The 24,191-nt window shown below is 37.4% G+C and carries 21 protein-coding genes and 1 riboswitch; of the genes, 4 read left to right on the plus strand and 17 right to left on the minus strand.

Annotated features, from left to right (window positions below):
* Window positions 1–74 precede the first annotated feature (74 nt).
* On the plus strand, window positions 75–2,861 hold the full coding sequence (locus C1631_RS21735) for a TonB-dependent receptor plug domain-containing protein (RefSeq protein WP_185144691.1): 2,787 nt from the start codon (window positions 75–77) through the stop codon (window positions 2,859–2,861).
* Between the two features lie 128 nt (window positions 2,862–2,989).
* On the opposite strand, the gene tenA is transcribed toward C1631_RS21735, so the two are convergent.
* From tenA to C1631_RS21775, 8 genes are all read right to left on the minus strand, one after another.
* A complete protein-coding gene (gene tenA, locus C1631_RS21740) occupies window positions 2,990–3,640 on the minus strand; it encodes a thiaminase II (protein ID WP_103248045.1) in 651 nt (216 codons plus the stop codon).
* Window positions 3,627–4,460, minus strand: coding sequence for a bifunctional hydroxymethylpyrimidine kinase/phosphomethylpyrimidine kinase (gene thiD, locus C1631_RS21745; protein WP_109714188.1), 834 nt, complete (start codon window positions 4,458–4,460; stop codon window positions 3,627–3,629). The genes tenA and thiD overlap by 14 nt, the downstream gene beginning before the upstream one ends.
* The gene (gene thiE, locus C1631_RS21750; RefSeq protein WP_109714190.1) at window positions 4,457–5,092 is read right to left on the minus strand and encodes a thiamine phosphate synthase; all 636 of its coding nucleotides are present in this window, start codon (window positions 5,090–5,092) and stop codon (window positions 4,457–4,459) included. The genes thiD and thiE overlap by 4 nt, the downstream gene beginning before the upstream one ends.
* Window positions 5,089–5,886 carry a hydroxyethylthiazole kinase gene (thiM, locus tag C1631_RS21755; protein WP_185144692.1) on the minus strand — a complete coding sequence of 266 codons (798 nt, stop codon included), beginning with the start codon at window positions 5,884–5,886 and terminating at the stop codon, window positions 5,089–5,091. Before thiM ends, thiE begins: the two co-directional genes overlap by 4 nt.
* A gap of 60 nt (window positions 5,887–5,946) precedes the next feature.
* A riboswitch (TPP riboswitch) is annotated at window positions 5,947–6,039 on the minus strand.
* 59 nt (window positions 6,040–6,098) lie between these two features.
* Complete coding sequence (locus C1631_RS21760) at window positions 6,099–7,940, minus strand: carbon starvation CstA family protein (RefSeq protein ID WP_185144693.1); 1,842 nt, start codon at window positions 7,938–7,940, stop codon at window positions 6,099–6,101.
* Between the two features lie 197 nt (window positions 7,941–8,137).
* Window positions 8,138–9,166, minus strand: a complete 1,029-nt coding sequence (locus C1631_RS21765; RefSeq protein WP_103248864.1) for an alpha/beta hydrolase — start codon at window positions 9,164–9,166, stop codon at window positions 8,138–8,140.
* Window positions 9,167–9,188: 22 nt separating this feature from the next.
* Window positions 9,189–9,572 (minus strand): DUF3037 domain-containing protein, encoded by a 384-nt coding sequence (locus C1631_RS21770; protein ID WP_109714192.1) that lies wholly within the window; start codon window positions 9,570–9,572, stop codon window positions 9,189–9,191.
* Window positions 9,559–10,332 (minus strand): HipA family kinase, encoded by a 774-nt coding sequence (locus C1631_RS21775; protein WP_109714194.1) that lies wholly within the window; start codon window positions 10,330–10,332, stop codon window positions 9,559–9,561. Before C1631_RS21775 ends, C1631_RS21770 begins: the two co-directional genes overlap by 14 nt.
* 70 nt (window positions 10,333–10,402) lie before the next feature.
* Here C1631_RS21775 and C1631_RS21780 point away from each other — a divergent pair, with 70 nt between their 5' ends.
* Together C1631_RS21780 and C1631_RS21785 are read left to right on the plus strand one after the other, a co-directional pair.
* Window positions 10,403–11,245 (plus strand): alpha/beta hydrolase family protein, encoded by an 843-nt coding sequence (locus tag C1631_RS21780; protein WP_103248447.1) that lies wholly within the window; start codon window positions 10,403–10,405, stop codon window positions 11,243–11,245.
* 66 nt (window positions 11,246–11,311) lie between these two features.
* A complete protein-coding gene (locus tag C1631_RS21785; RefSeq protein WP_103248446.1) occupies window positions 11,312–11,830 on the plus strand; it encodes an Ivy family c-type lysozyme inhibitor in 519 nt (172 codons plus the stop codon).
* 46 nt (window positions 11,831–11,876) lie between these two features.
* Here C1631_RS21785 and C1631_RS21790 read toward each other — a convergent pair whose 3' ends face one another.
* The 9 genes from C1631_RS21790 to C1631_RS21830 form a co-directional block, all read right to left on the minus strand.
* Window positions 11,877–12,482, minus strand: coding sequence for a hypothetical protein (locus C1631_RS21790; protein WP_103248445.1), 606 nt, complete (start codon window positions 12,480–12,482; stop codon window positions 11,877–11,879).
* A gap of 13 nt (window positions 12,483–12,495) precedes the next feature.
* Window positions 12,496–13,317: a flavin reductase family protein gene (locus C1631_RS21795; RefSeq protein WP_103248444.1), complete on the minus strand. Its 822-nt coding sequence runs from the start codon at window positions 13,315–13,317 to the stop codon at window positions 12,496–12,498.
* Window positions 13,318–13,472: 155 nt separating this feature from the next.
* Window positions 13,473–14,720, minus strand: a complete 1,248-nt coding sequence (fahA, locus tag C1631_RS21800; RefSeq protein ID WP_109714196.1) for a fumarylacetoacetase — start codon at window positions 14,718–14,720, stop codon at window positions 13,473–13,475.
* Between the two features lie 60 nt (window positions 14,721–14,780).
* Entirely contained in the window at window positions 14,781–15,248 is a 468-nt protein-coding gene (locus C1631_RS21805) for a hypothetical protein (protein WP_109714198.1), read from the minus strand.
* A 72-nt stretch (window positions 15,249–15,320) separates the two neighbouring features.
* Window positions 15,321–16,451 (minus strand): 4-hydroxyphenylpyruvate dioxygenase, encoded by a 1,131-nt coding sequence (gene hppD, locus C1631_RS21810; protein WP_109714200.1) that lies wholly within the window; start codon window positions 16,449–16,451, stop codon window positions 15,321–15,323.
* A 237-nt stretch (window positions 16,452–16,688) separates the two neighbouring features.
* Entirely contained in the window at window positions 16,689–17,480 is a 792-nt protein-coding gene (locus tag C1631_RS21815; RefSeq protein ID WP_109714202.1) for a hypothetical protein, read from the minus strand.
* 139 nt (window positions 17,481–17,619) lie between these two features.
* A complete protein-coding gene (locus C1631_RS21820) occupies window positions 17,620–18,894 on the minus strand; it encodes an acetyl-CoA hydrolase/transferase family protein (protein WP_103248074.1) in 1,275 nt (424 codons plus the stop codon).
* A 223-nt stretch (window positions 18,895–19,117) separates the two neighbouring features.
* Window positions 19,118–20,629: a succinyl-CoA:acetate CoA-transferase ScpC gene (scpC, locus tag C1631_RS21825; protein WP_103248075.1), complete on the minus strand. Its 1,512-nt coding sequence runs from the start codon at window positions 20,627–20,629 to the stop codon at window positions 19,118–19,120.
* 171 nt (window positions 20,630–20,800) lie between these two features.
* On the minus strand, window positions 20,801–21,952 hold the full coding sequence (locus C1631_RS21830; RefSeq protein WP_109714204.1) for a homogentisate 1,2-dioxygenase: 1,152 nt from the start codon (window positions 21,950–21,952) through the stop codon (window positions 20,801–20,803).
* 121 nt (window positions 21,953–22,073) lie between these two features.
* Here C1631_RS21830 and C1631_RS21835 point away from each other — a divergent pair, with 121 nt between their 5' ends.
* Window positions 22,074–24,143, plus strand: a complete 2,070-nt coding sequence (locus C1631_RS21835) for a TonB-dependent receptor plug domain-containing protein (protein ID WP_185144694.1) — start codon at window positions 22,074–22,076, stop codon at window positions 24,141–24,143.
* The last annotated feature ends 48 nt before the right edge of the window (window positions 24,144–24,191 follow it).

The raw sequence follows: 24,191 nt of genomic DNA on the forward strand, positions 1-24,191 counted from the left end.
TTTTGTAGACTAATGAATAAGTTTTACATTTGCAGCTTGTAAAAACATAAATGTTTAATCAAATTCTAAACTATATGAGAAATAAAAAAACTATTCTTTCGGCTTCTGTCCTGTTTTTCCTCGGGGTATATACCTTTGGGCAGGAGAAAGATAACATAAAAGAAAAAAAGGACACTGTAAAAACAAATACTGTAGAAGAAGTGGTGATTTTGGGATCCAGAGCAGGGGCAAGATCTAAAACAGACAGTCCTGTCCCTGTGGATGTATTCAATATAAAAGAATCCTCAGTGATTTTACCACAAAGTAATATCGGGCAGATCCTGAATGCAATAGCACCTTCTTTTACATCTACGATTCAGACCAATTCAGATGGTACTGATCACCTGGATCCTGCACAGTTGAGAGGATTAGGACCTGATCAGGTATTGGTGCTGATGAACGGAAAGAGAAGACATACTTCTGCACTGGTCAATGTAAACGGAACACCGGGGAGGGGAACCGTAGGAACTGATTTGAATGCCATTCCATCTTTTGCTTTAAACAGAATTGAAGTCTTAAGAGATGGTGCTGCAGCACAATATGGTTCTGATGCCATTGCAGGGGTAATGAATCTCGAACTTAAAAGAGAGACGGGAAAACTGGCAGGACAGATCAGCTATGGGGGAAATCTAACTCCGGCAGCCAATGACCATACCGGTAATTTTGACGGACAAAATATTCAGCTGGATCTGAATTACGGAAATAAAATAGGAACCAAAGGAGGTTTTTTCAATATTACCTGGTCTTCTCAATTCAGAAACCCTACCTACAGAGCAGGAACAGAAAGCGCCCCTATTTATAATGCTTATAATGCCATTGAACGACGTGCACTCAATGATGGAGTAAATCTTTCTTCACTTTTTAATAATATCGGAAATACTCCGAATTCCCAGCAACTGATCAACTATATCCATCAGTATGCTCAGAATGTAAGCTATTTCTCTCCGACCTTGCAGAATGATATTCAGACAGCAAATACTATTTCAGCATTACAAAATGTTTTAAAATCCGGAAGTTTTACCAGAGATCAGCTTAATTACTTTACGGATCAGGAACTGGCATACAGAGGTCAGACAAGAAAAGATTTTAATATGCAGGTAGGGCAGTCTAAATTAAATAATCACCAGCTTTTTATCAATGCTGAAGTTCCTGTAAGTGAGGACTGGAAAGTGTATACTTTTGGAGGATATAGCCTTAGACATGGTACTTCAGGTGGATTTTACAGACGGCCTAGTGAAAGCAGAACATTTACAGCATTATACCCTGATGGTTATCTTCCGCAGATCAGTACAGATATTCAGGATATCTCACTAGCAGCAGGAATTAAAGGAAAATGGGACGGCTGGCATATCGACTTTAGCAATACCTTTGGGCAAAATGCCTTTACGTATAATATAGGAAATACAGGAAATACTTCTTTGCGATTTGCTTCTCCAAAGGAATTTAATGCCGGAGGTTTAAGATTTACCCAAAATACCATCAATTTAGATTTCTCTAAAAAGTATGATGTATGGGAAGGATTGAATGTAGCTTTTGGAGGAGAGCATCGTTTTGAAAATTTTAAAATGACTGCCGGAGAAGAAGCTTCTTATGCAACTTATGATGTTTTTGGAAATGTATGGAATGGAAATTCCCAGAGACCTACCGACTTCTTCGGAGCAGCACTTCCGGGTGGTTCACAGGTATTCAGTGGATTCAGACCTGAAAATGCAGTGAATAAAAACAGACAATCTGTAGCGGCATATGCAGATGTTGAATTTAATTTTACCAACTGGCTTTTGGTAGATGCTGCCGCGAGATATGAAAATTATTCGGATTTCGGTTCTACTTTCAATTATAAACTGGCATCAAGAATTAAAGTAGCACCCAATTTTAATGTAAGACTGGCGGGTTCTACAGGATTCAGAGCACCATCTATTCACCAGATTTATTATAATGTAACCTCTACGTTGTTTGTAACTTCGCCTCAGCTTCCGAACGGTCAACTGCTGGAGGTGGGAACTTTCAGTAATGATTCACAGGTAGCAGGGTTACTGGGAATACCAAAACTAAAGCAGGAAACATCAAAATCAGCAAGTGTAGGTTTTACCTATAAAATTCCATCCGCTAATTTGACATTTACCGCTGATGGATATTTTACAAGGATAGACAACAGAATCCTTCTTACCGACCAGTTTTTAAAGGCAAGTGTACCTGATGATGCTAAAAAGGTTTATGAACAGCTGGGTGTGAATGCAGCACAGTTTTTTACCAATGCTATTGACACAGAAACAAAGGGATTGGATGTGGTAATTTCTCATAATACAAGATTTTCAGGGATCAAACTGGATAACAATTTTGCCATCAATCTTAACCAGACCAAACAGGTGGGGGATATTCACTCTTCGGGACTTTTAAAAGCTCCGGAACTTGAAAAGGTATATTTCTCTGAAAAATCAAGAGTCTATCTGGAAGAGGCCGTACCGAGAGTAAAGGCGAGCCTTTCTCATACGCTGACATGGAAGAACGCAAGCTTCTATCTTAGAAATACCTATTTTGGAAAAGTGACAGGCGCGGATGTTCTTGATGTAAACGGAGACGGGATTATTGGTTTTGATGAGCACCAGAAAATAGGAGATAAAATCATTACCGATATTTCTGTAGCCTATCAGTTTACTAAAAATATCGGATTGACTTTAGGGGTAAATAATTTGTTTGATATTTATCCTACTAAAAACCTCCCTGCTTCAGCAAATAATGATCAGTTTGTCTATTCCCGTTCCACTTCTCAATTTGGTCAGAACGGAAGATATATTTTCAGCAGACTTAATTTTAATTTTTAATTAAATTAATACAAAAAAACAGAACCGAAAGTCGGTTCTGTTTTTTTGTATCATAAGTGATCAGATGTAGAATCAGCTATAAAATAATATCAAGGCATTGGTGGTTACTTCAATAACTTTCATCTTACTTACTTCCATTTTTTTAGTTCATAGGCCGCTTCCCAAAAATGATATTCCATTCTGGACGCCGTGATAAAAGCCTCTGTCATTTTTTTTCTGGTTGTTTCAGTACTGCTTTCTGCTATTTTATCACAGATGGCAATGGCTTGATCTACTGCGACTGAAAATTCTTCTCCCGCATAGGTGGCAATCCATTTCTCATACGGATTGTCAACTGTATTTTGAATCTCGTAAATATAATTTCCTACTTCCCTGTAAATCCAGAAACAGGGCAAGACTGCTGCAACGGCAATTTCCACAGATTCCAGAGCTGCAGTACTTCTCAGAAAGTGAATATAGTGATGACATGCAGGCTCTAAAATTCCTTTATCAATTAACCCAAAGTCTTTGAAATATGATTCATGAAGGGCATTTTCCACAACAATAGCGTTTTCTGCAAAACGCATGAAGGCAAGTACATCCTGAAGATCGGGGATCTTAGCTGCAATAAGAGAAAGGGTCCTTCCAAAATGCTCCAGATACAAAGAATCCTGCGCCATATAAAAACGGAATTTTTCCTGTGGAAGACTTCCATCCGATAATTCTTTAATAAATGGCATATCCAGAATTGACTGATAGCATTCTTGTATGTCATTCCAGGTTGATTCAGACCATTTCATTTTTGATAAGTTTTTGAGGGTTAAAAAAGTGGTTCAGGGGTCCGTTTCCAAGACCTGTTTGTACATCTATTCCGTTTTCTATGGCATGATAAACATATTGCTGTCCCAGAGAAACAGCTTCGTACAGGGTTTTTCCCTGAGCGATATATGCTGCTATGGCAGAAGAGAGAGTACAGCCCGAACCATGGGTATTACTCGTGTTAAATTTTAAGGTTTGGAAAGAATGAAAATGCTCGTTTTCATCATAGAATAGCGAAGTAATTGTTGTGGTTTCCTGATGACCTCCTTTAAGAAGAATGGTTTTACAGCCCAGTTTTTTGATTTTGATCCCGGCAGCATATAAATTTTCCAGGGTTTCCACGTTCATATCTGCTAAAATGGCGGCCTCATCCATATTAGGGGTAATCACATCAGCAATAGGAAATAGCATTTCAGTGAGGGCTACAATGGTTTCCTCTTCAATCAAACGATGTCCACTGGTTGCAACCATTACGGGATCAAAAACAATAGGGATTTTTTTGTATTCTGCTAATGTGGTAACAATGGTTTCTACTAACTGAGGGGTATGAACCATTCCTATTTTTATAGCATCCGGAACAATATCCTCCAAAATTGCTTTGATCTGATCAGCCACTGCTTCTACAGGGATAGGATATATTTTCCTTACTCCTTGTGTATTTTGTACAGGTAAGGCGGTTAATACCGAAGTGGAATAACAGCCTAAAGCAGAAGTTGTTTTAATATCAGCCTGAATACCTGCACCACCGCTTCCATCGAAACCTGCAATGGTTAATACTGACGGGTATTTATATTTTTTCATTTTACAATTTCATTTTTTAATTCATAAGCAGCTTTTTGAGGATCTGCCGCACTGCATATTGCAGAAACGACTGCAAGACTATCTGCTCCTGCATTGATGACCGCTCTGGCGTTTTCCAGGTGAATACTGCCTATGGCTACCAAAGGTTTCTGGGTAAGTTGTCTGATTTTTGAGATGCCTTCCAGTCCCCATTCTGTAATGGTATCTGTTTTGGTTTTTGTCTTAAATACCGGGCTTATTCCAAGATAGTCAGCTACTGCTGTTTGCTCATTTTCAAGCTGATTCAGATGTTCTATGGAATATCCGATGATTTTATCTTTGAGCAAAGGATTCCTTCTCAGATCCTGAGGTGTTGCATCATTGTTTCCAACATGAATGCCTGCTGAATTTACTTTTTCAGCAACGCTGATGTTATCGTTGATGATAAGAGGAATATCATATTTATTTGTAATTTCAATAAGCTGCTGAGCTTTTTGAAGGAAGAGTTCAGGGCTGTCATTTTTCTCCCGAAGCTGTATAACATCCACACCACCAAGGATTGCCTGTTCAGCAACTTTCAGAAAATCTTTTCCCTTACAATCTGCTTCAGAAATTACCAGATATAATGGATAAGGAAAGGTATTTATATTCATGACCTTTCGATTTTCAGATGACTTGTAAATTCTTCTTCGGTGATATTGTACAGCTTGTCAATCAAATTGACTTGAAGACTTCCCGGGCCTTTGCTTTCACGAACAGCCAGTTCACCTGCTATTCCCAGTAATGACATTGCTGCAGCAGTTCCTGATACTTTATCTTCTATAGTACCAATGAATGCTCCTGTTAATGCACTGGCAGAACATCCGAGACCTGTTACTTTAGTCATGAGCGGATGACCATTTCTAATATGAAAAGATTGATTTTTGCTTAGGATAATATCCGTTTCGCCGGAGATGCAGACAATGGTGTTATATTGATTAACCAACATTTGTGCAGCGTCAACAGCGTCATTACTTTCTGCAGTACTGTCTACTCCTTTGGTGATTGTTTTATTGGTTTTGGAAAGTGCAATAATCTCAGAAGCATTACCCCTGATCACGGTAGGATGAAACTGTAACAGCTGATGTAATATCTGATCGCGGAAAGAGGTCGCACCTGCACCTACCGGATCTAATACCCATGGTTTATGAATTGTATTTGCTGTTTCTGCAGCTATAAACATAGATTCGGCCCAGTATTCATCAAGGGTGCCAATATTGATAACCAAGGAATGGGCAATGTTGACCATTTCTTTGATTTCAGAATGAGCATGCGCCATAATTGGAGATGCTCCTGCAGCCAACAGAGCATTGGCTGTATTGTTCATTACTACATAATTGGTAATATTGTGAACAAGAGGAGACTTTTGTCGTACAAGCTGAACTTGTTGCCAGAGAGTTTTTTCCATTGTTATCATTAAAAATAAAAATAGCTTTAGGAAAAAATCCGAAACAAAAGACATAAGAAATCATGTCATTTTGCTTTTCCCTACGTCGGTGTAAGCCGTATCAGGTTCAAAGGGACTCTCTCAATTCTTTTCAGAATACCCCTAAAGCAAAACAAATGTATAAAAATTATCACAGGAGGCAAAAACCTTTAACAGATTTTACGGAGAGCATATTATCTCTCCACCAGCTCTTTGACCGGTTCTCCGTAATAATCAATCTCTGTTGTGTTGATCTTAAGCAGCTGGTACCATTTTCTGAAAGCCCCAATGAAAACAATCAGCATCAGTATCATTGCCGTTACTGCTAAAGCAGCCAGTAAGTACTGCTCTTTCGGAATATAAATACTGGTGACCTGAATATATCCTGCCCAGAAAGTTATGATCGCCATAAAAACACCGGGGATAGCCGAACATAACGCATACTTTCCTCTGTTCATTCTGATAAGCATAGTGGTACAGACAATGAGCCCACAGGCGGCCAGCAGCTGGTTACTGATCCCAAACAATGGCCAGATACTGCTCACATTTCCGGTATACACCAGATAGCCCCAGGCAAAAGTAAAGAGTAAACTGCTGATAATAATTCCGGGAACCCAGTTTTTATCATTGAATTTCGGAACCACAGCGCCCAGCATTTCCTGTAAAAAGAAACGTCCCACCCGGGTTCCTGCATCAATAGCTGTAAGAATAAATACTGCTTCAAACATGATGGCAAAATTATACCAGTACGCTGTCAGTTGATCCATATAAGGAATTTTATTGAAAATATGAGCCATTCCCACTGCTAAAGAAACCGCACCACCGGTTCTTCCATAAAGATCAATCCCTATTTTTTGTGAATAATAATCAATATCCACTCCATGTAATGAAGGATGTGTTGCAAGGAATGAGTCATATGCTTCTTTTGGTGTATTGATGGCAAAATAATCTCCGGGCATCAAGGTACATGCGGCAATCAAAGCCATGAGTGCAACAAAGCCTTCTACAAGCATAGCACCATATCCCACGAAAAGAATTTCTTTTTCTTTATTCAGCATTTTTGGAGTCGTTCCCGTAGCAATTACGGCATGGAATCCTGAGATGGCCCCACAGGCAATCACAATAAAAATAAACGGAAGCACGGGACCACCGATGACAGGACCTCCACCATTTACAAATGCTGTGATAGCTGGCATTTGTACAGTAGGGTGGATGACAATAACACCAATAGCAAGCATAATAATAGTTCCGATTTTAAGGTAAGTTGAGAGATAATCTCTTGGAACCAAAAGCAACCATACGGGTAACACCGAAGCCAGGAAACCATACAAAGGGATAGCAATAGAAATGGTTTTAATATCCCATGAAAATAAATTATTCATGGTAGGATTCTGCATGAGACTATGTCCACCGATAATTCCTGCAATTAACAGGATTCCACCCAGGATACTGGCAAAAAGGACACTGTTCTTTTTATATCTCATAATCAACCCCATAATGACCGCAATAGGCATTGTAATAACTACTGTAAACAGTGACCATGATGCTTCATGCATTGCATTGATACAAGCGAGTGATAAGCCAGCCAGAGTTAGGATTAATATAAACAGAATGGCAAAACCTGCTACGGTTCCGGTTGTTTTACCAATTTCTTTTGAAGCAATGGTAGCAAGACTTTGTCCTTTATGACGAACGGAAGCAAATAAAACCACCATATCATGTACTCCTCCGCCTAGTACACAGCCTATTAAAATCCAGAGGGCACCGGGAAGATATCCGAACTGAGCTGCCAAAACAGGTCCTACCAGAGGTCCGGCAGCAGCAATGGCGGCAAAATGATGTCCGAAAAGTACATTTTTATTTGTTGCAACATAATCTTTACCATCTGCAAATTCAACAGCAGGAGTGATATGCTGGTCATTAAGCCTTAAGACTTTGTTGGCGATGAAAATTCCATAAAATCTATAGGCGATCGCAAAAATAAGGACAGAAGTGAATATAAGGGTAAGGGCATTGATATTATCCAGGAAATCCATATTATTTGGTTTTTTAAGTGAATAATTTAAATTATAGGCTTCTTTGTTAGGAATAATTTAATTATTAGCCAAGGTAATTATTTTTTACTTAAAAAATATTAATATGTATATCAATTTAGCAAATTTATTGTTCTGTTTTAATCTATTCTTCTAACGATAGGAGTTTACAGATTTTGTAGTGAAGCTGTGTATAGTTTTTATTTTTTCTGTGAAACAATGAAATCTACTGTCTGATCTGTCATCTTGTCAAGAGTGGCTTTATCCGTTGTGGAAAAACTGTGCACTCCGTTATCAATGGTAATTAAAGAAGATTCTATTTTTGCTTTTCTGAGCTTTCTGTACAATTTTTTAGATTGGCTCAAAGGAACAATTTTATCCTTATTTCCCTGAACGATTAGAGTGGGAACACCGGTTTTGGTATAGGTGACAGGAGATATGGTTTTTAAATAGTCGATGGCCCGGTCCTGATCCTTTTTTAAATCATATCCTGAAAGCCCTTTTACTAAACCCTGCTGTAAACTCACAATTTTTTTGGAGATCATTCCTACGATAGCAACCGGAATCGTTCCCAGCCTGGTAAGGAAAAGTTTGTTCAGATCAGCAGGTCCGTAATGGTCAACTACATAATTTACTTTTGCAGAATAAGATGAAAGCAGAGGACTTCCTATAAATGCATTATCTGGTGTGTAGGCTGCAAGAAGTGACAGGTGTGCTCCTGCCGATGCTCCAAACAGACCGATATTATGGATATCAAAGTTATATTTTTCAGCATTCTTTCTTACCCATCGTACTGCATCTTTGGTATCTTCCAGTGGAAGAGGGAAATGAGTGCTGTCATTCAGAAGAGTGTAATTAATGCTGATAACAGCATATTGTTTTGCGATCAGTTTTGCTATCGTTGTTTCCAGATAATTGTCTGCATATACCGCTTTACTACCTTCTATCCATCCACCTCCATGAACATAAATTAAAACAGGAAGTGTACCGGAGAAATTTTTTGGGGTGTAAAGGTCCAGGGAAAGGGAATCTCCTCTTTTACTGGTTTTATAAACTATATTTTCAGAAATTGTAGCTATTTCCGGGAGAAGAGTACTTTTTACATGTTGAACCTTTGCGGGGGACTGGGAAAATGATTGAGAAAAAGTGAACTGGAATGAGGTTAGAAATAAAACAAAAAGCAGATTTGTAAAAAACCTGCAGATAGATATATTGTTTATTGATTTCATACTGTACTTTTTTGAGGGAATGTTATTTTACTAACTCCTCAAAAAGTTTACCAAAAGTAGTGTTCAGATCCGTTGATTTTCCAGGATGAGGTCTCGAAGTCTGAACAACAGCACTTCTTACAGCTGTCAGCCATCGGAAACGTTCAGGAACATCAAGTTGAGCAATTGGGCCGCCATCTTTATCTCCTTGAGCAATTTTTTGAAAACTTTCAAGATTCTGAATGATATCATCGTAATCCAGTTTGCTGTGCATCAGTCTGAATTTATCCGGACACAAATAGAACTCTACTTTGATGAATTTTTCTTTTTTAGAAAACATCACCAATCCGATATTGAAAAATTCTTCTCTTTCAACTTTAGGCACCAGGCGTATTACCGCATATTCATATATTTTATCCTCTTGCATTTTTCGCTTCGTTTACAAAGATTTGAGAGTTTTCTAATCTGGTTTTCATAAACTGAAAATAAATCTCGCGAATTTCATCAGGAGTTTCATCCGCATCATTCCAGTGTAGCCAGTCTTCAGGAATTGAATTGACAATTTCCCTGAAAAGGGTATCATTCAATACTTCATGGGCAAATGTATCAGCTTCATCCAGCATTTTAGCTTTGGGCAGTAATACGTGGTCTTTCACATATTTGAATGGTGTTTTTGCAGCTGTATCAAAATTCTGCCATGAGTGGTGAAAATAGAACGATGCCCCATTATCGATGATCCAAAGTTCTTTATGCCACATCAGCATATTCGTATTTTTAAAAGTACGGTCAATGTTGGTAATAAAGGCATCCAGCCATACGATCTTTGAAGCCAGAAGAGGATCAATACTTACTCCGGGATCATAAGTAATAGACCCGGAAAGATAGTGTAATCCAAGATTAAGGCCTTCGGAATGCTTAAGAAGATCCTGAATTTCTTCATCTGCTTCTGTTCTTCCAAAGTCTGCATCAAGATTTATAAAAACGAGCTCAGGGATCTTTAACCCCAACGCTTCTGTAATTTTTCCACCTAACAGTTCAGAGATCAGCATTTTCACTCCATGGCCTGCACCACGGAACTTTAACACATATTTGAAATCATCATCAGCTTCTGCCAGAGCAGGAAGTGAGCCTCCTTCTCTCAAGGGCAGAATGTAACGCATCACGGTTACAGTTCTTAAATTCTGCATGAAGCAAAAATAAGCTTATTTTTTATAGTTTTTTTCATAAATTTCGATGAAAATAAATTGTATTTGTTGTATGAATCTGACGATTGAGAAAAATATCAAGCTTGAAAATCCGGAAACAAGAAGCTTCCTCGCGGATAGTTTTTATATTGAAAATAATGAAAAACGACCATTGATCATTTTCGTTCATGGCTATAAAGGATATAAAGATTGGGGAGCGTGGAATGTAATGGCAAAAAAGTTTGCTAAGGCAGGATTTTTCTTCGTAAAATTTAATTTTTCTCATAATGGTACCACGATAGAGGATCCTTTTAATTTTGGAGATCTGGAAGCATTTGGGAATAATAATTATTCTAAAGAATTGTCTGATCTTGGTTTTGTGATTGATCATTTTATTACAGATCCTCATGTGGATCCTGAAAAGGTTATCCTGATCGGTCATAGCAGGGGCGGAGGAATTTCTATTATCAAAACCTTTGAAGATGAAAGAATCAACGGATTGATCACATTGGCAAGTGTAGATACTTTGGAGCGATTTCCTACGGGAAATGCTTTTGAAAACTGGAAGAATAGTGGCGTATATTTTGTACTTAATGGCAGAACAAAACAAGAGATGCCTCATTATTATCAGTTTTATGAAAATTATGAACAAAACGAACATCGGTTTGATGTAGAACGTGCCACTGAAATGGCAAAGGCTCACGTGTTAGTCATTCACGGAACGGATGATGAAGCAGTGGAAGTAAAACAAGCGGAACATCTTCATATCCTTAATCCTAATTCTGAATTATTTCTTATTGAAAATGCTAATCACACCTTTGGAGCCAAAGAACCATGGACAGAAGAAGAATTACCTAAAGACCTGAATGCGGTGACGGAAAAGTGTATTGATTTTATCAACAAGAAGATGAGATAAGATTTTTTTTCTAAAATAAAGCTATTTTAAATACGTTATAATACTTAATCACCATATAAATTAATTATGAAAAAGGTTATTGCCGGCGCATTGGCGCTATCATTATGTACAGCTGTTGTTTCCTGTAAAAAAGAATCCCAAACGCAATCTTCTGTAAGTACAGATACATTAGCAACAGTATTACCAAAAGATTCAGCGGATGCATCTAAAACCGATTCAGTATCTGCTACGGCTGCTCCAGCCACTACCACTACAGTTGAAGTTATTACAAAAAATGACGGGAAGTATCCCCATGATGTAAAATTATTTGAAGATAAGAATTTTACGGATCGATTGAAAAAAGTGGTAGGAAAAGACTATGATGAAATGGTAAAAAGTTTCAATGTAGAAAGTCCTATCGTATCTGAGAACGCGATTTATAAACTTCATGGATGTAAGCAGCACGATTGTCCGGGATATGCTACCTCTATTTATTATGATGCTAAAAATGATAACCTGAATGTTTCTATTGATAGAAACGGAAAGGTCACTGATTTTGCAGAAAAAGGAAAGATTACTATTTCAGAATCACTGAAAGCCAAATAACAGAACAATATTGCAAATAAAAAAGGAGTGAAATTTCACTCCTTTTTTATTGAATATCGCCGGTTTTTACCGCATTCTTTTTTACCGACTTTAAAAGACTTCTGAAGTTTTTCATCGTCATCATTTCAGTAGTGGGATCAAAAATGGTAACTTTTTGATCCTTTTCTACAGAGACTTCTGAAGATGCCTTCAGAGAATATATTTTTTTCATCGTAGTAATGTCATACACGTCCATCATTGCGAAAGTTTCATTCTTCTTATATTCATACTGCGTTCCGATTGAATGGTCTAAACCGTTTCGGACTTTCAATGTATAGATATTGACCAGAAAATTAAAATCAGAATTATTTTTCAAGACCTCGAGGTCTTCAGGTTCAGGTTCAAACGGAATGCTGCTTTGAATTATATTTTCTGCTCTTGCTGTTTTTAAATCAGTGGCTTTGCCATTGCTCAGATCCTGAAATAATTTCAGCGTTTCTTTGCCCATCATGTCTCTATGGTGCGAATCTACACCTGTTCTGATATCATTTATCAGCCATTTTTTATCTTTTGAAAACACCAGTGATTTACTGTAAATCCCATAATCTTTCCTGACCGGATAATAACATGATTGGAGACAGATGAGAAAGAAAAAGAAAATGTATTTCTTCATAAATCCATTGAAACTATTTAACCAAAATCTTCCATGCTTCTTCAATTTTACTTTCCAGTAATAATTGTTGAGCGTTAAGATGTGTATTTTCTTCTGAAGAATAGATTCCTAAAGGTAATACCTCAATATTGGCCAGCATTCCCAGATCATTTCCGGTAAATACTTTACTGTACTTGATCTCATCTGGTAAAAGATCAAAACCGATTCCTTTTGTTACCAAAGGTTTAGGAACTTCAAAAAGACTGTTTTCATTACTTCTTGAATACCAGTTGCTACCCAAACGGGCTACCATATCCAGTTTTTGCTGATCGAGATTTCCGGCGTCATTCAGATATTCTTCCCTGATATGAATTTTCTGAACCTCACAGATTACCAGATTTCCTGCGCCTCCCTGGTTGCCTAAAGATTTTACTTCTAAAACCTTACATTCAAAGTTAACAGGGCATTCTTCAATCAGTTTTGGCTTCACCAAATCTGCCTCTTTCATGGTAAGACCGGATTTGATAAATTCATTCACTCCTGTTCCATACTCTGTAGAAGCTAAAGAAATCTGTTGTACAATTGGAAAATTAACAGTTCCTATCACCACTTCCGGAACCTCAATAACATTTTCCAGAGTATGTTTTGTGGTATTATCACGTACTCTTCTTGATGGTGAAAAGATCAGAATCGGAGGTACGGTACTGAACATATTAAAAAAACTGAATGGAGATAAGTTATGATTACCGTCTTTATCTACTGTAGAAGCCAATGCAATAGGGCGTGGTGAAACGGCAGTCTGCATAATGGTTTGCAGTTGTACGGAGGTTATCTCGGAGGGGATTACTGTTTTCATATTTTTCTATTAACACTTAAGTTATTTTTATTTATTTCTGATGCTGCATATAGAAGATCACTTTAGTTTTTGAAAATCATAGATTTTCAAAAACTAAAGTGATCTTAATTTTACCATTATCATGTAACTTAAAAAACTTAAGTGTTTAAAAATTATTAAAGTGTTGGAATAATTTTACCTGAAACTTCACCGAAACCAACTCTTATTCCGTCTTTTTCAGCCCAGGCCTTCATAGTAACGGTATCGTTATCTTCAATGAATTTTCTTTCTTCTCCGTTGCTTAGTGATATAGGATTTTGCCCTCTCCATGTCAGTTCAAGCATAGAGCCGAATGACTTCGGATCACTTCCTGAAATGGTTCCGCTCGCATACATATCGCCCACTTCCACGTTACATCCGTTTACCGTATGGTGTGCCAATTGTTGAGTCATATTCCAGTACATGTGCTTGTAGTTACTTTCGGAGATCAGGTTTTGATCACCGTTTTCAGGCTGGATATATACTTCAAGGTTGATATCGTAATTTTTGTCTCCTTCAAATTTTAAATAATCTAAAACTTCAGGATCCTGTACCGGAGAAGCTGTTTTGAATGGCTCCAGTGCTTCAAGGGTAACTACCCAAGGAGAAATAGATGAACCGAAATTTTTGGCAAGGAATGGTCCTAGCGGAACATATTCCCATGATTGAATATCTCTTGCAGACCAGTCATTGAAAACTACCATTCCGAAGATAGCATCTTCAGCGTCTTTTGTAGAAATACTTTCGCCCATTTCGGTATTTTTATTGATGATAAAAGCCATTTCCAATTCAAAATCCAATTGTTTGCATGGACCAAAAACAGGTTTTTCTGCATCAGCAGGTTTCATTTGTCCTTTTGGACGGTTGATGTCAGTTCCGGAAACAACGATAGAGGAGGCCCTTCCATGGTAGCCTACAGGTAAATGCTTCCAGTTAGGTAATAATGCATTTTCAGGATCACGGAACATTTTACCCACATTGGTAGCGTGTTCGATGCTGCTGTAGAAATCCGTATAGTTCGGGATGTGAACCGGCATCATCATTTTTACTTTATCCAGATCATAGAATGCTTCTTCAATTGTTTTCTGATCTTTTGACAGAGCGGAACCTTCCTGTAAGAGTGCCTGTATTTTTGTACGAACGGCATTGGTTACCGGTTTACCCAATTCAATAAATTCGTTGATGGTATAGGCTTCAAAAACGTTGTCGTTTAAGCCTTCAATATCTTCAAAATAGCCAAGATCATATAAGGTGGCAAGATCAATAACCTGATCTCCGATTCTTGTACAGCATCCGATGTACTCTTTGTTAAAAACCGCAACTCCAAAAGGAATATTGTGTATAGAAAAATCCGAATTTGAGGAATAGTCTACAAATGATTTCATAAGTTTAGATTTTAAGTTAGATTAAAATAGTTATCCGGGAAGTTCAATTTTCCCGAATAGTTATTTTGCCTTTTTGGGTTTGGAATAGGATTCTTCATCAATCCATCTGTCTTTGGTATTGACATCGATAAGGTACAGAATATTATCCTGCTGAGTCAACAATAAAGTTTTGGTGACCGGTAAAGGAACTTTTTTACCTTCAAGCATATCTGCTCTTAAGGAAACAATACTTTTTTTTCTGATAATGTCACCTGTAAAGACATTAGAGCTGCTTTCACCGGTTGCTTTATCATCAAAAACCTCTACATAGGTAGCCGTGTTTCCTTTAATGATAATAAAGTCTCTTTCCGTATGATCTGCCTCATCTTTTATGAATACAAACTTTTTGTTATCAATATTTACATTCTCAAGATGCTGATTGATACCTTTTCTTGCTTCAAGTCTGTCAAGAATGGCATTCAATGTTCCATATTGTGCTTTTACACCCAGTGTTCCAAAGAATAACATTCCGATAAAAATTTTTTTCATATGCTGTGTTTTATAAAAAAGTTTTGTCAAGATTCTTCATCCTGACAAAACTTATTATTTTTAAACGTTAAATTAAAGATTACCTCTTCTTTCTTGCTCTCTCTCTAATGCTTCGAATAAAGCTTTGAAATTTCCGGCCCCAAAACTTTGTGCACCGTGTCTCTCAATGATTTCGAAGAATAGAGTAGGGCGGTCTTCTACAGGCTTGGTAAAGATCTGTAGCAAATAGCCTTCCTCATCATGATCAATAAGTATACCTAAGTCCTGAAGTTTCTTAAGATCTTCGTCAATATGACCCACTCTTTCAGGTACCATGTCGTAGTAAGCTTCCGGTGGAGCCGAAAGAAACTCTACACCACGTTTTTTTAATTCGGTTACAGTGTGGATGATATCTTTTGTTGCTACCGCGATGTGCTGTACACCTTCCCCTTCATAGAAGTCTAGGTATTCTTCTACCTGCGATTTCTTTTTACCTTCTGCAGGTTCGTTGATAGGGAACTTAGCGTATCCGTTTCCGTTTGACATTACTTTTGACATCAATGCAGAATATTCTGTGTTGATTTGCTTGTCATCAAAAGACAGGATGTTTACAAATCCCATTACTTTTTCATACCATTCTACCGTTGGAATCATTCTGTTCCAGTCTACATTTCCTACACAATGGTCAACATACAATAATCCTGCTTCTTCAGGCTTATAGTCACTTTCATATTTTTCATAACCCGGCATGAAAGCTCCGGTATAATTTTTTCTTTCAATGAACATGTGAACAGTTTCTCCGTACGTATAAATTCCGGACATTCTTACTTCACCATGCTCATCAGTCAGAGTGATTGGCTCTAAATAAGGTTTTCCACCTCTTTTGGTAGTTTCTTCAAAAGCTTTGTATGCGTCATCTACCCAAAGTGCCAAAATTTTTACTCCATCCCCGTGTTTTTTTACGTGTTCGTTGATCGGAGACTCAGATGTAAGTCCTGTTGTGAGCACCAATCTGATTTTTCCCTGCTGAAGCACATAAGATGCACGGTCTCTTACTCCGGTTTCAGGGCCGGCATAAGCTACAGACTGAAAACCAAATGCGGTTTTATAATAATGAGCAGCCTGTTTTGCATTTCCTACATAAAACTCAATATAATCTGTACCGTTGATCGGTAAAAAATTCTCTGCTTGAGCAATCTTTTCGGCGAATGTAAGTGTTGACATATTTTCTTTTTACTTTTATTTTATTGGTATGCAAATTACAAAAATCTTACATATAGCGAAAATATTCATGGAGATTCCTTGGATATATTTAACATAAAGTTAAAGAAGTGTTCACTTAAGTATATTTAAGTTTCTTAATTTAAAAATGGGCTACCTACATTTGTGATACAAAAGACAAGTGAAAAAAATGTTTTCGAACATGAAAGCCGCGGAGATTATCTGCGGCTTTCTTATTTTTTATACAATTTCAATTTTTCTGTTAAGCATTCCGGCATCGGGATTATAATTGTCCCATATCTTCCAGGTATTATTTATTTTTCGGATAAAGTAGATCTGAGTACTCAGCTGATTCACAAAATGTTCTTCTCCGGTTTCTCCTACTTTGAAAAGAAGGTTCCAGAATTCCTGGGATTCTAGTATTTTTTTGTCCGGTTCATCAGTAACGACATGAATATCAAAAACCTCATAATTGGATCTGTTGTTTTTGGTAACCAAATGAAAATCTTTATCGCACAGCTCTTTACTGAATTGTGAAGCTCTTTCCAGGAAAGGAGAATCATCAAATACCAACCCTTTTAAAAGGTCAATGTTGTGAGCCGGGAATAATTTATAAAACTCAAAGGCTGATGCACAATAATCATAGACCATTTGTGTCATAAATGAATTGCTTTCCACATCATCATTCTCTTGTTTTTTATGCTTTGCAGAAAGAATGTAGTCGTTGAGATCTTTATATCCTAAAAAAATACAAATTTTATCTAATGTTTTTAAAAATCTTAAATCGCTGTGTGTTTTGTCCTGATAGTCGTTTTCAAAAAAGCGTTGTAAGGTGACATGTGAAATGGTATTTCCTATTTCAAATTTTTTTCCTCCTTTCAATTCTTCTGCTTCGGATAATTCTTCTTTGATAATCTCGGAAAGAATAATATAGTGGCTTCTCTTCCATTCACTCACATTCCCCAAAACAGAATTCCTTACTTTAGAATGCTTTTCAACTTCTTCTCGTATCGAATTATATATAGTCTTCAATTTCCTTGTTTTATAAAGAGTTTTATCAAAAATACTGCCAAAATGTTAAAGTTTTTTTTACGAATTATTTGTTTGAATTACAAATATGTTTTTTTTAATTAAACAGAACGAATTGAAAGATAGCTTTAGTGTTTGATTATCAGTGTTTAAACCTTTCAAACGCTGCTCTCTCCAACATCTCTCTGTCATCAGGATGTGCAATGCTGATCAGTTCCTGTGCTCTCTGACGTAGGTTTTTGCCATATAGATAAGCGGTACCGTATTCTGTCACAACATAGTGAATGTGTCCTCTGGTAGTAACGACCCCAGCTCCCTGTTTAAGATAAGGAACAATTCTTGAAACACCCTTTTTGGTTCTTGAGGTAATGGCTATAATCGGTTTTCCATTTTCACTTAATGCAGCCCCTCTCATAAAGTCCATTTGTCCTCCGATACCACTGTATTGCAACGTTCCGATAGAGTCTGCACAAACCTGGCCGGTAAGGTCAATTTCAATGGCAGAGTTGATGGCTACCAATTTTTTATTTTTCATGATATTAATCGGGAAGTTGACCTCACTTACATCTCTGAAGGCAAAAACGGTATTGTCATCTACGTAATCATACAATTTTCTGGTCCCAAAACAGAAACTGGTTATCGTTTTGTTATCGTTATAGCCTTTATATTTATTATTGATAACATCTTCCTGAATCAAGTCAATCACTCCGTCACTCAGCATTTCGGTATGAACACCCAGATCTTTATGATTGCGTAAGCATTGTAAAACAGCATCGGGAATAGTTCCGATTCCCATCTGAAGGGTGGAACGGTCCTCTATTAGTTCAGCTACATTTTTTCCGACGAGCATTTCTTCCGGGCCTACTTTTGAGCTGTAATCAACAGTGGGGAGTTCTTCTTCATGCCATACCAGTTTATTAATTCTGCTGATGTGAATCATTCCGTCTCCATGGGTTCTTGGCATTCTTGGATTGACAACGGCCACGATAATTTTAGCCGTGTCAACGGCTGCTCTTGCGATGTCAACTGATGTTCCCAATGTACAAAAGCCATGTCTGTCCGGTGGAGAAACCGTTATGAGGGCAACATCTAATGGAAGTATATTCTTTCTGAATAAAATGGGAATTTCACTTAGAAATACGGGGACAAAATCTCCTCTGTCTGAATTGACGGCATCACGAACAGGTGTTGATACAAATAAGGAATTGATGAAAAAGTTGTCTTTGTATTGTGGTTTTGCAATTTCTACATTTCCCTGCTGAGTAATAGAAACCATTTCCACATTTTCCAGTCGGTGTGCTTGCCTTGCCAGTTCATCAATCAGGTAATTGGGAGTGCAGGCACTGCCATGGAAAAATACCCGGTTTCCGCTTTTTATCGTATAAATCGCTTCTTCTGCGCTTATGTAATTATGCATATTTTATCTTTTAATAATATTCACGACCATTGATGGTCTCATTTTCTTATCTCATAAAATATCTATCCTCTCTCTCAAAGATAGCTTTTATATTTTTATTGATTCTAATTATCTTATGCATATTGGAAAGACTTTTGTCATATTGTATGCGAATAACATCAGGTATAAAAATAAAGGATCAAATGCATTGCACTCAACCCTTTAGTATAGATCTGTAAAATTTTTAGTTGGAAATTTCCACTGCAGTAGCTTGTTTCATACTTCCTGTTTGGGAAAATCTTAAATGCCAGCTGAATGATTCTTCCAATAGGTGAGGCGTATGCCCACCTCTTTTGCAAGCTCTGTCAAAGTAAGATTGTAATTCTTCCTTATAATCAGGGTGAACACAGTTGTCAATGATTTTCTGTGCCCTTTCTCTTGGAGCTAATCCTCTTAAGTCTGCTAATCCGATATCCGTTACCAGAATATCAACATCATGTTCTGTATGGTCAGTATGAGAAACCATAGGAAGCACATGCGAAATATTGTTTCCTTTTGAAGCTGCCTGAGTCACAAAAATACTTAGGTAAGCATTTCTTGCGAAATCCCCCGAACCCCCGATTCCGTTCATGATTTTTGTTCCGCCGATATGTGTAGAATTTACGTTTCCGTAGATATCAAATTCAATAGCCGTATTGATGGCAATGACACCTAATCTTCTGATCAGCCCTGGTGTATTGGAAATATTCTGAGGTCTTAAGACAAACTTCTCTTTATATTTTGAGAGATTTCCTAAAACTCTTTCATAGCATTCTTTAGAAACAGTGATTGAGGACGCAGAGGCAAAGCTTAATTTCCCTGAGTCTATCAAATCAAAGGTACTGTCCTGAAGAACTTCTGAAAACATGGTTAAGTCATAGAAGTTACTGTCTTTAAATCCTGTAAGAACGGCATTGGCTACTTTCCCGATACCTGCCTGAAGAGGGAGTAACCGGTCGGTAAGACGTCCTAGCTGTACTTCATTTTCAAAGAAACCAAGAAGGTGCTTAGCGATTGCTGTTGTCTTTTCGTCTGGTTCTGCAATATCTGCGGGGCTGTCTTTAAGATTGGTGAAAACAATTGCCTCAATTTTATTAGGATCAACAGGAATACTTTTTCTTCCGATTTTATTCCATGGAGCAACAATCGGAATAACATTTCTGTACGGATAATCTTCAGCCTGATAAATATCGTGAATTCCATAAACTTCTTCGGGAACTTCCGTATTGATTTCGATAATTACTTTTTTGGCTAAAGCGGCAAAGGTGACAGAATTTCCGACAGATGTCGTAGGAACAATACTCCCATCTCTTTCAATATAGGCAGCTTCGATCACTGCTACATCGATACTTTGTAAATTTTTGGTGTGAAGAAGTTCTGCACTTTCACTTAAATGCTGATCGATAAAGAGAATTTCACCATTGTTGATCTTGTTTCTTAAGATAGGATCTACCTGAAACGGCATTCTTTTCCTGATTACATCAGCTTCCGCTAACTTTCCGTCGGTACCGTGCCCCAATGAAGCACCGGTCATTAACGTGACTTTAAGGTTTTCTGTTTTTCCTCTTTCTGCCAGTGCAGGTAAAATCGCTTTGCTGTCTCCTGCTTTTGTAAAGCCGCTGGACCCGATGGTCATACCGTCTTTAATGATTTTTACAGCGTTTTCAGCTGTTGTTACTTTTTGGTGTAGACTTTCTAATCTGATTCTTTCTAACATGTAATCTTGATTTTTATTAAACCACCATTACTTAGGATGTGTTATGAAAAATAATGACGGTTAAATAGGTTAACCATATCTTACAAATTTACGAAAAAAGACGCTTTAAATAAAGGATTTAAAGCGTCTTTTGTATGTATTCAGTACTACTTTTTAAGAATTTTTACTGTTTTATTCCAACCATGAAGTTTTATAAGAAGGATCTTCTACTTTTAAAGCTTCTTCGGTAATTTTTAATGGACGGAAAGGGTCAACCATAACGGCATATTCTTCCGTGAATTTTTTTCCGATACTTCTTTCCATCGCACCTGGGTGAGGTCCGTGAACAATTCCTCCGGGATGAAGCGTAAAGTCCATAAGATCGATGTGATTACGGCTCATGAAATCTCCTTCCGTATAGAACAGTACCTCATCAGAATCGATATTGGAGTGATTGTAAGGTGCTGGAATAGCCTGCGGATGATAATCATACATTCTTGCACAGAAAGAGCAGACTACGAAATTATGTCCTTCAAAATTCTGGTGAACCGGTGGCGGTTGGTGAATTCTTCCGGTAATAGGTTCAAAGTTTTTAATATTGAATTTATAAGGATAAAAATACCCGTCCCATCCTACAACATCAAATGGGTGGGTTGCATAGATAAAATCTGTGATCTGGTTTTCTTTTTTTACTTTAATTAAAAACTCTCCTTTTTCGTCAATAGGTTCTTTGAAAGCAGGAGCAATCATATCTCTTTCACAGAACGGAGAATGCTCTAAAAGCTGTCCGAATTCATTTCTGTATCTTTTGGGTGTATAGATGGGAGAGTGGCTTTCCAACACAAAAAATACCGTATCATCAGACTTCAGTTCTACCTGATAGATGGTACCTCTGGGAATGATAAGATAATCTCCGGTAACGAACTCAAGATCTCCTACAAATGTTTTTAAAATTCCTGTTCCCTGATGAACATATAAAAGTTCGTCACATTCCGCATTTTTGTAGAAATAATCCATTGATTTTCTTGGTTTTGCCAATCCCATTTTCAGGTCGTTGTTCATCAAAAGGATTTTTCGGCTGTCCATAAAATCGTCTTCAGGAGTCACGTTCATTCCCTTAAACATTCTCGGAGTAATGTTTTTTTCTACTGCAATTTTTGGGGTTACATCCTTGGGCTCACCGATCGATTTGATCTGTGTAGGACGGTGAATATGGTATAACAGAGAAGAAATACCATGAAAGCCTTCTGTTCCAAAAAGCTGCTCATAGTAAAATTTATCCTCAGGAGACTTAAAAATTGTATGTCTTTTTGGTGGGATATTTCCCGCTAGATGATATCTCATTTTACTTTCATATGGAGTTTCTCAAATTTAATCATTTTTCATGAATTCATTATATCAATATTTTTTTAAGTGTTTTGTGTTTCGAAAATAATTGTTAGCTTTGTCTAACAATTATTATTTCATGAAACGAATATTATTTTCTATTACTTTTTTATCATCATATTGTTTTGCTCAGGAAACGGACAGCTTAAGTATAAAGCAGAATAAAAATATAGATTCTGCAAAAGTTACCAAAAGAGAAATCAAAACGAGTACCATAGAAGATGTGGTGGTTACCGGAACTATAAAACCCATGAGCAGATCTAAAAGTCCTGTAGCGGTGGAAATCTACAGTCAGAAGTTTTTTCAGAAAAATCCCACTCCGAGTATTTTTGAAGCCATAGCAATGGTAAATGGTGTAAAGCCACAGCTGAATTGTTCGGTTTGTAATACGGGAGATATTCATATCAATGGGTTAGAAGGGCCTTATACGATGATTTTGATTGATGGAATGCCTATTGTCAGCTCCCTTTCTACGGTATACGGATTAAGCGGAATACCCAATAGTCTTGTAGACAGGATAGAGGTAGTAAAGGGACCTGCATCTTCTATTTATGGTTCCGAGGCGATGGGTGGAGTGATTAATATTATTACCAAAAATGCGTTGACGGCTCCTAAACTCAGTGTAGACTTGATGACAAGCACATGGGCTGAAAATAATCTTGATCTTTCTACCAAGTTTAATATTGGAAAGAAAGCAGCATCATTATTAAGTTTAAATTATTTCAGTTTTCAGGAAAGGATAGATCAGAATAAAGATAATTTTACTGATACGACTTTACAAAGCAGGATTTCTGTTTTCAATAAATGGAATTTTCAACGAAAAGATAACAGACAGGCAAGTTTTGCAATGCGATATTTGTATGAAGATCGTTTTGGGGGAGAAATGCAATGGAACAAATCTTTCCGTGGAAGTAATGAAGTCTATGGAGAAAGCATCTATACCAATCGTGCGGAAGTTTTCGGATTGTACGAATGGCCTATGAAGGAGCATATAGTAACCCAGTTTTCTTATAATTACCACGATCAGAATTCATTTTATGGATCTAACCCTTTCAATGCCACTCAAAAGGTAGCTTTTGTACAGACCTATTGGGACAGGAGTTTCGGGAAACACGATATCACGGCCGGGCTTACTTTTAAAAGAACTTTTTACGATGATAATACACCGGGAACTCTGGCATCGGATGGGGTGACCAATGCGCCGATGAAGTCTCCGATCTGGGGGGCTTTTATTCAGGATCAGTGGGAAATTAATGATAAAAATACTTTGCTATTGGGGTATCGTTATGATTATGATAAAGTACATCATTCAGTACATTCTCCGAGATTTGCATGGAAGTTTTCCCCAAACCCTTACCATACTTTACGTTTCAATTTTGGAACAGGATTTAGAGTAGTGAATCTTTTCACGGAAGATCATGCGGCGTTGACGGGTTCCCGTGAAGTGGTCGTAAAGTCTGATCTTAAGCCTGAAAGATCAGTAAACGGAAACCTGAATTACATCTGGAAAATCCCTGTTGGCACCCGTATGGTGAACCTTGATGCCTCAGCATTTTATACCTATTTCAGTAATAAAATTGTGGGTGATTTTGATTCTGATCCAAACAAGATTATTTATGATAACCTGCATGGATATGGAATTTCAAGAGGTGCTTCGCTGAATGTGGATTTTACGTTTCAGTTTCCTCTGAGTGTTAATCTGGGAGTGACCTATCTGGATGTTTACCAGAAATTTGATAATGAAAATCAAAAAACACAACAATTGCATGCCCCAAAATGGAGCGGAACTTATAATCTGACGTATAAATTTCCAAACAACCTGACGGTAGACTTTACCGGACAGTTTTACGGACCAATGCGACTTCCGGTTTTAGTGAATGACTACCGTCCTGAATATTCGCCATTTTATTCTTTGGCTAATATTCAGGTGTCTAAGAGTTTCAAATCTGGCTTTGAGGTGTATTGCGGGATCAAAAACCTGTTCAACTTTACTCCTAAAGATCCTTTGATGAGACCATTTGATCCGTTTGATAAATATGTTGATGATCCTGTCAATAACCCGAATCACTATACTTTCGATACAGCATACGGATATGCACCTATGCAACGTATCAGAGGATTCTTCGGAGTAAAATATACTTTGAAATGAGAACTTTTATTTTATTTTTAATGTTAGTGCCCTGTTTTTATCTGTCTC

The organism is Chryseobacterium phosphatilyticum (assembly GCF_002899825.2).
Classification (GTDB): domain Bacteria; phylum Bacteroidota; class Bacteroidia; order Flavobacteriales; family Weeksellaceae; genus Chryseobacterium; species Chryseobacterium phosphatilyticum.

What these genes read in the sequence shown, in the direction of transcription:
- tenA (WP_103248045.1), bottom strand. Translation starts at nt 3,640, where the DNA reads ATGAAATGGTCTGAATCAACCTGGAATGACATACAAGAATGCTATCAG.
- C1631_RS21835 (WP_185144694.1), top strand. Translation starts at nt 22,074, where the DNA reads ATGAAACGAATATTATTTTCTATTACTTTTTTATCATCATATTGTTTT.
- C1631_RS21765 (WP_103248864.1), bottom strand. Translation starts at nt 9,166, where the DNA reads ATGAAATCAATAAACAATATATCTATCTGCAGGTTTTTTACAAATCTG.
- scpC (WP_103248075.1), bottom strand. Translation starts at nt 20,629, where the DNA reads ATGTTAGAAAGAATCAGATTAGAAAGTCTACACCAAAAAGTAACAACA.
- C1631_RS21790 (WP_103248445.1), bottom strand. Translation starts at nt 12,482, where the DNA reads ATGAAGAAATACATTTTCTTTTTCTTTCTCATCTGTCTCCAATCATGT.
- C1631_RS21775 (WP_109714194.1), bottom strand. Translation starts at nt 10,332, where the DNA reads ATGCAGAATTTAAGAACTGTAACCGTGATGCGTTACATTCTGCCCTTG.
- C1631_RS21795 (WP_103248444.1), bottom strand. Translation starts at nt 13,317, where the DNA reads ATGAAAACAGTAATCCCCTCCGAGATAACCTCCGTACAACTGCAAACC.
- C1631_RS21770 (WP_109714192.1), bottom strand. Translation starts at nt 9,572, where the DNA reads ATGCAAGAGGATAAAATATATGAATATGCGGTAATACGCCTGGTGCCT.
- thiD (WP_109714188.1), bottom strand. Translation starts at nt 4,460, where the DNA reads ATGAAAAAATATAAATACCCGTCAGTATTAACCATTGCAGGTTTCGAT.
- C1631_RS21735 (WP_185144691.1), top strand. Translation starts at nt 75, where the DNA reads ATGAGAAATAAAAAAACTATTCTTTCGGCTTCTGTCCTGTTTTTCCTC.
- thiM (WP_185144692.1), bottom strand. Translation starts at nt 5,886, where the DNA reads ATGGAAAAAACTCTCTGGCAACAAGTTCAGCTTGTACGACAAAAGTCT.
- fahA (WP_109714196.1), bottom strand. Translation starts at nt 14,720, where the DNA reads ATGAAATCATTTGTAGACTATTCCTCAAATTCGGATTTTTCTATACAC.
- C1631_RS21785 (WP_103248446.1), top strand. Translation starts at nt 11,312, where the DNA reads ATGAAAAAGGTTATTGCCGGCGCATTGGCGCTATCATTATGTACAGCT.
- hppD (WP_109714200.1), bottom strand. Translation starts at nt 16,451, where the DNA reads ATGTCAACACTTACATTCGCCGAAAAGATTGCTCAAGCAGAGAATTTT.
- thiE (WP_109714190.1), bottom strand. Translation starts at nt 5,092, where the DNA reads ATGAATATAAATACCTTTCCTTATCCATTATATCTGGTAATTTCTGAA.
- C1631_RS21820 (WP_103248074.1), bottom strand. Translation starts at nt 18,894, where the DNA reads ATGCATAATTACATAAGCGCAGAAGAAGCGATTTATACGATAAAAAGC.
- C1631_RS21830 (WP_109714204.1), bottom strand. Translation starts at nt 21,952, where the DNA reads ATGAGATATCATCTAGCGGGAAATATCCCACCAAAAAGACATACAATT.
- C1631_RS21760 (WP_185144693.1), bottom strand. Translation starts at nt 7,940, where the DNA reads ATGGATTTCCTGGATAATATCAATGCCCTTACCCTTATATTCACTTCT.
- C1631_RS21805 (WP_109714198.1), bottom strand. Translation starts at nt 15,248, where the DNA reads ATGAAAAAAATTTTTATCGGAATGTTATTCTTTGGAACACTGGGTGTA.
- C1631_RS21780 (WP_103248447.1), top strand. Translation starts at nt 10,403, where the DNA reads ATGAATCTGACGATTGAGAAAAATATCAAGCTTGAAAATCCGGAAACA.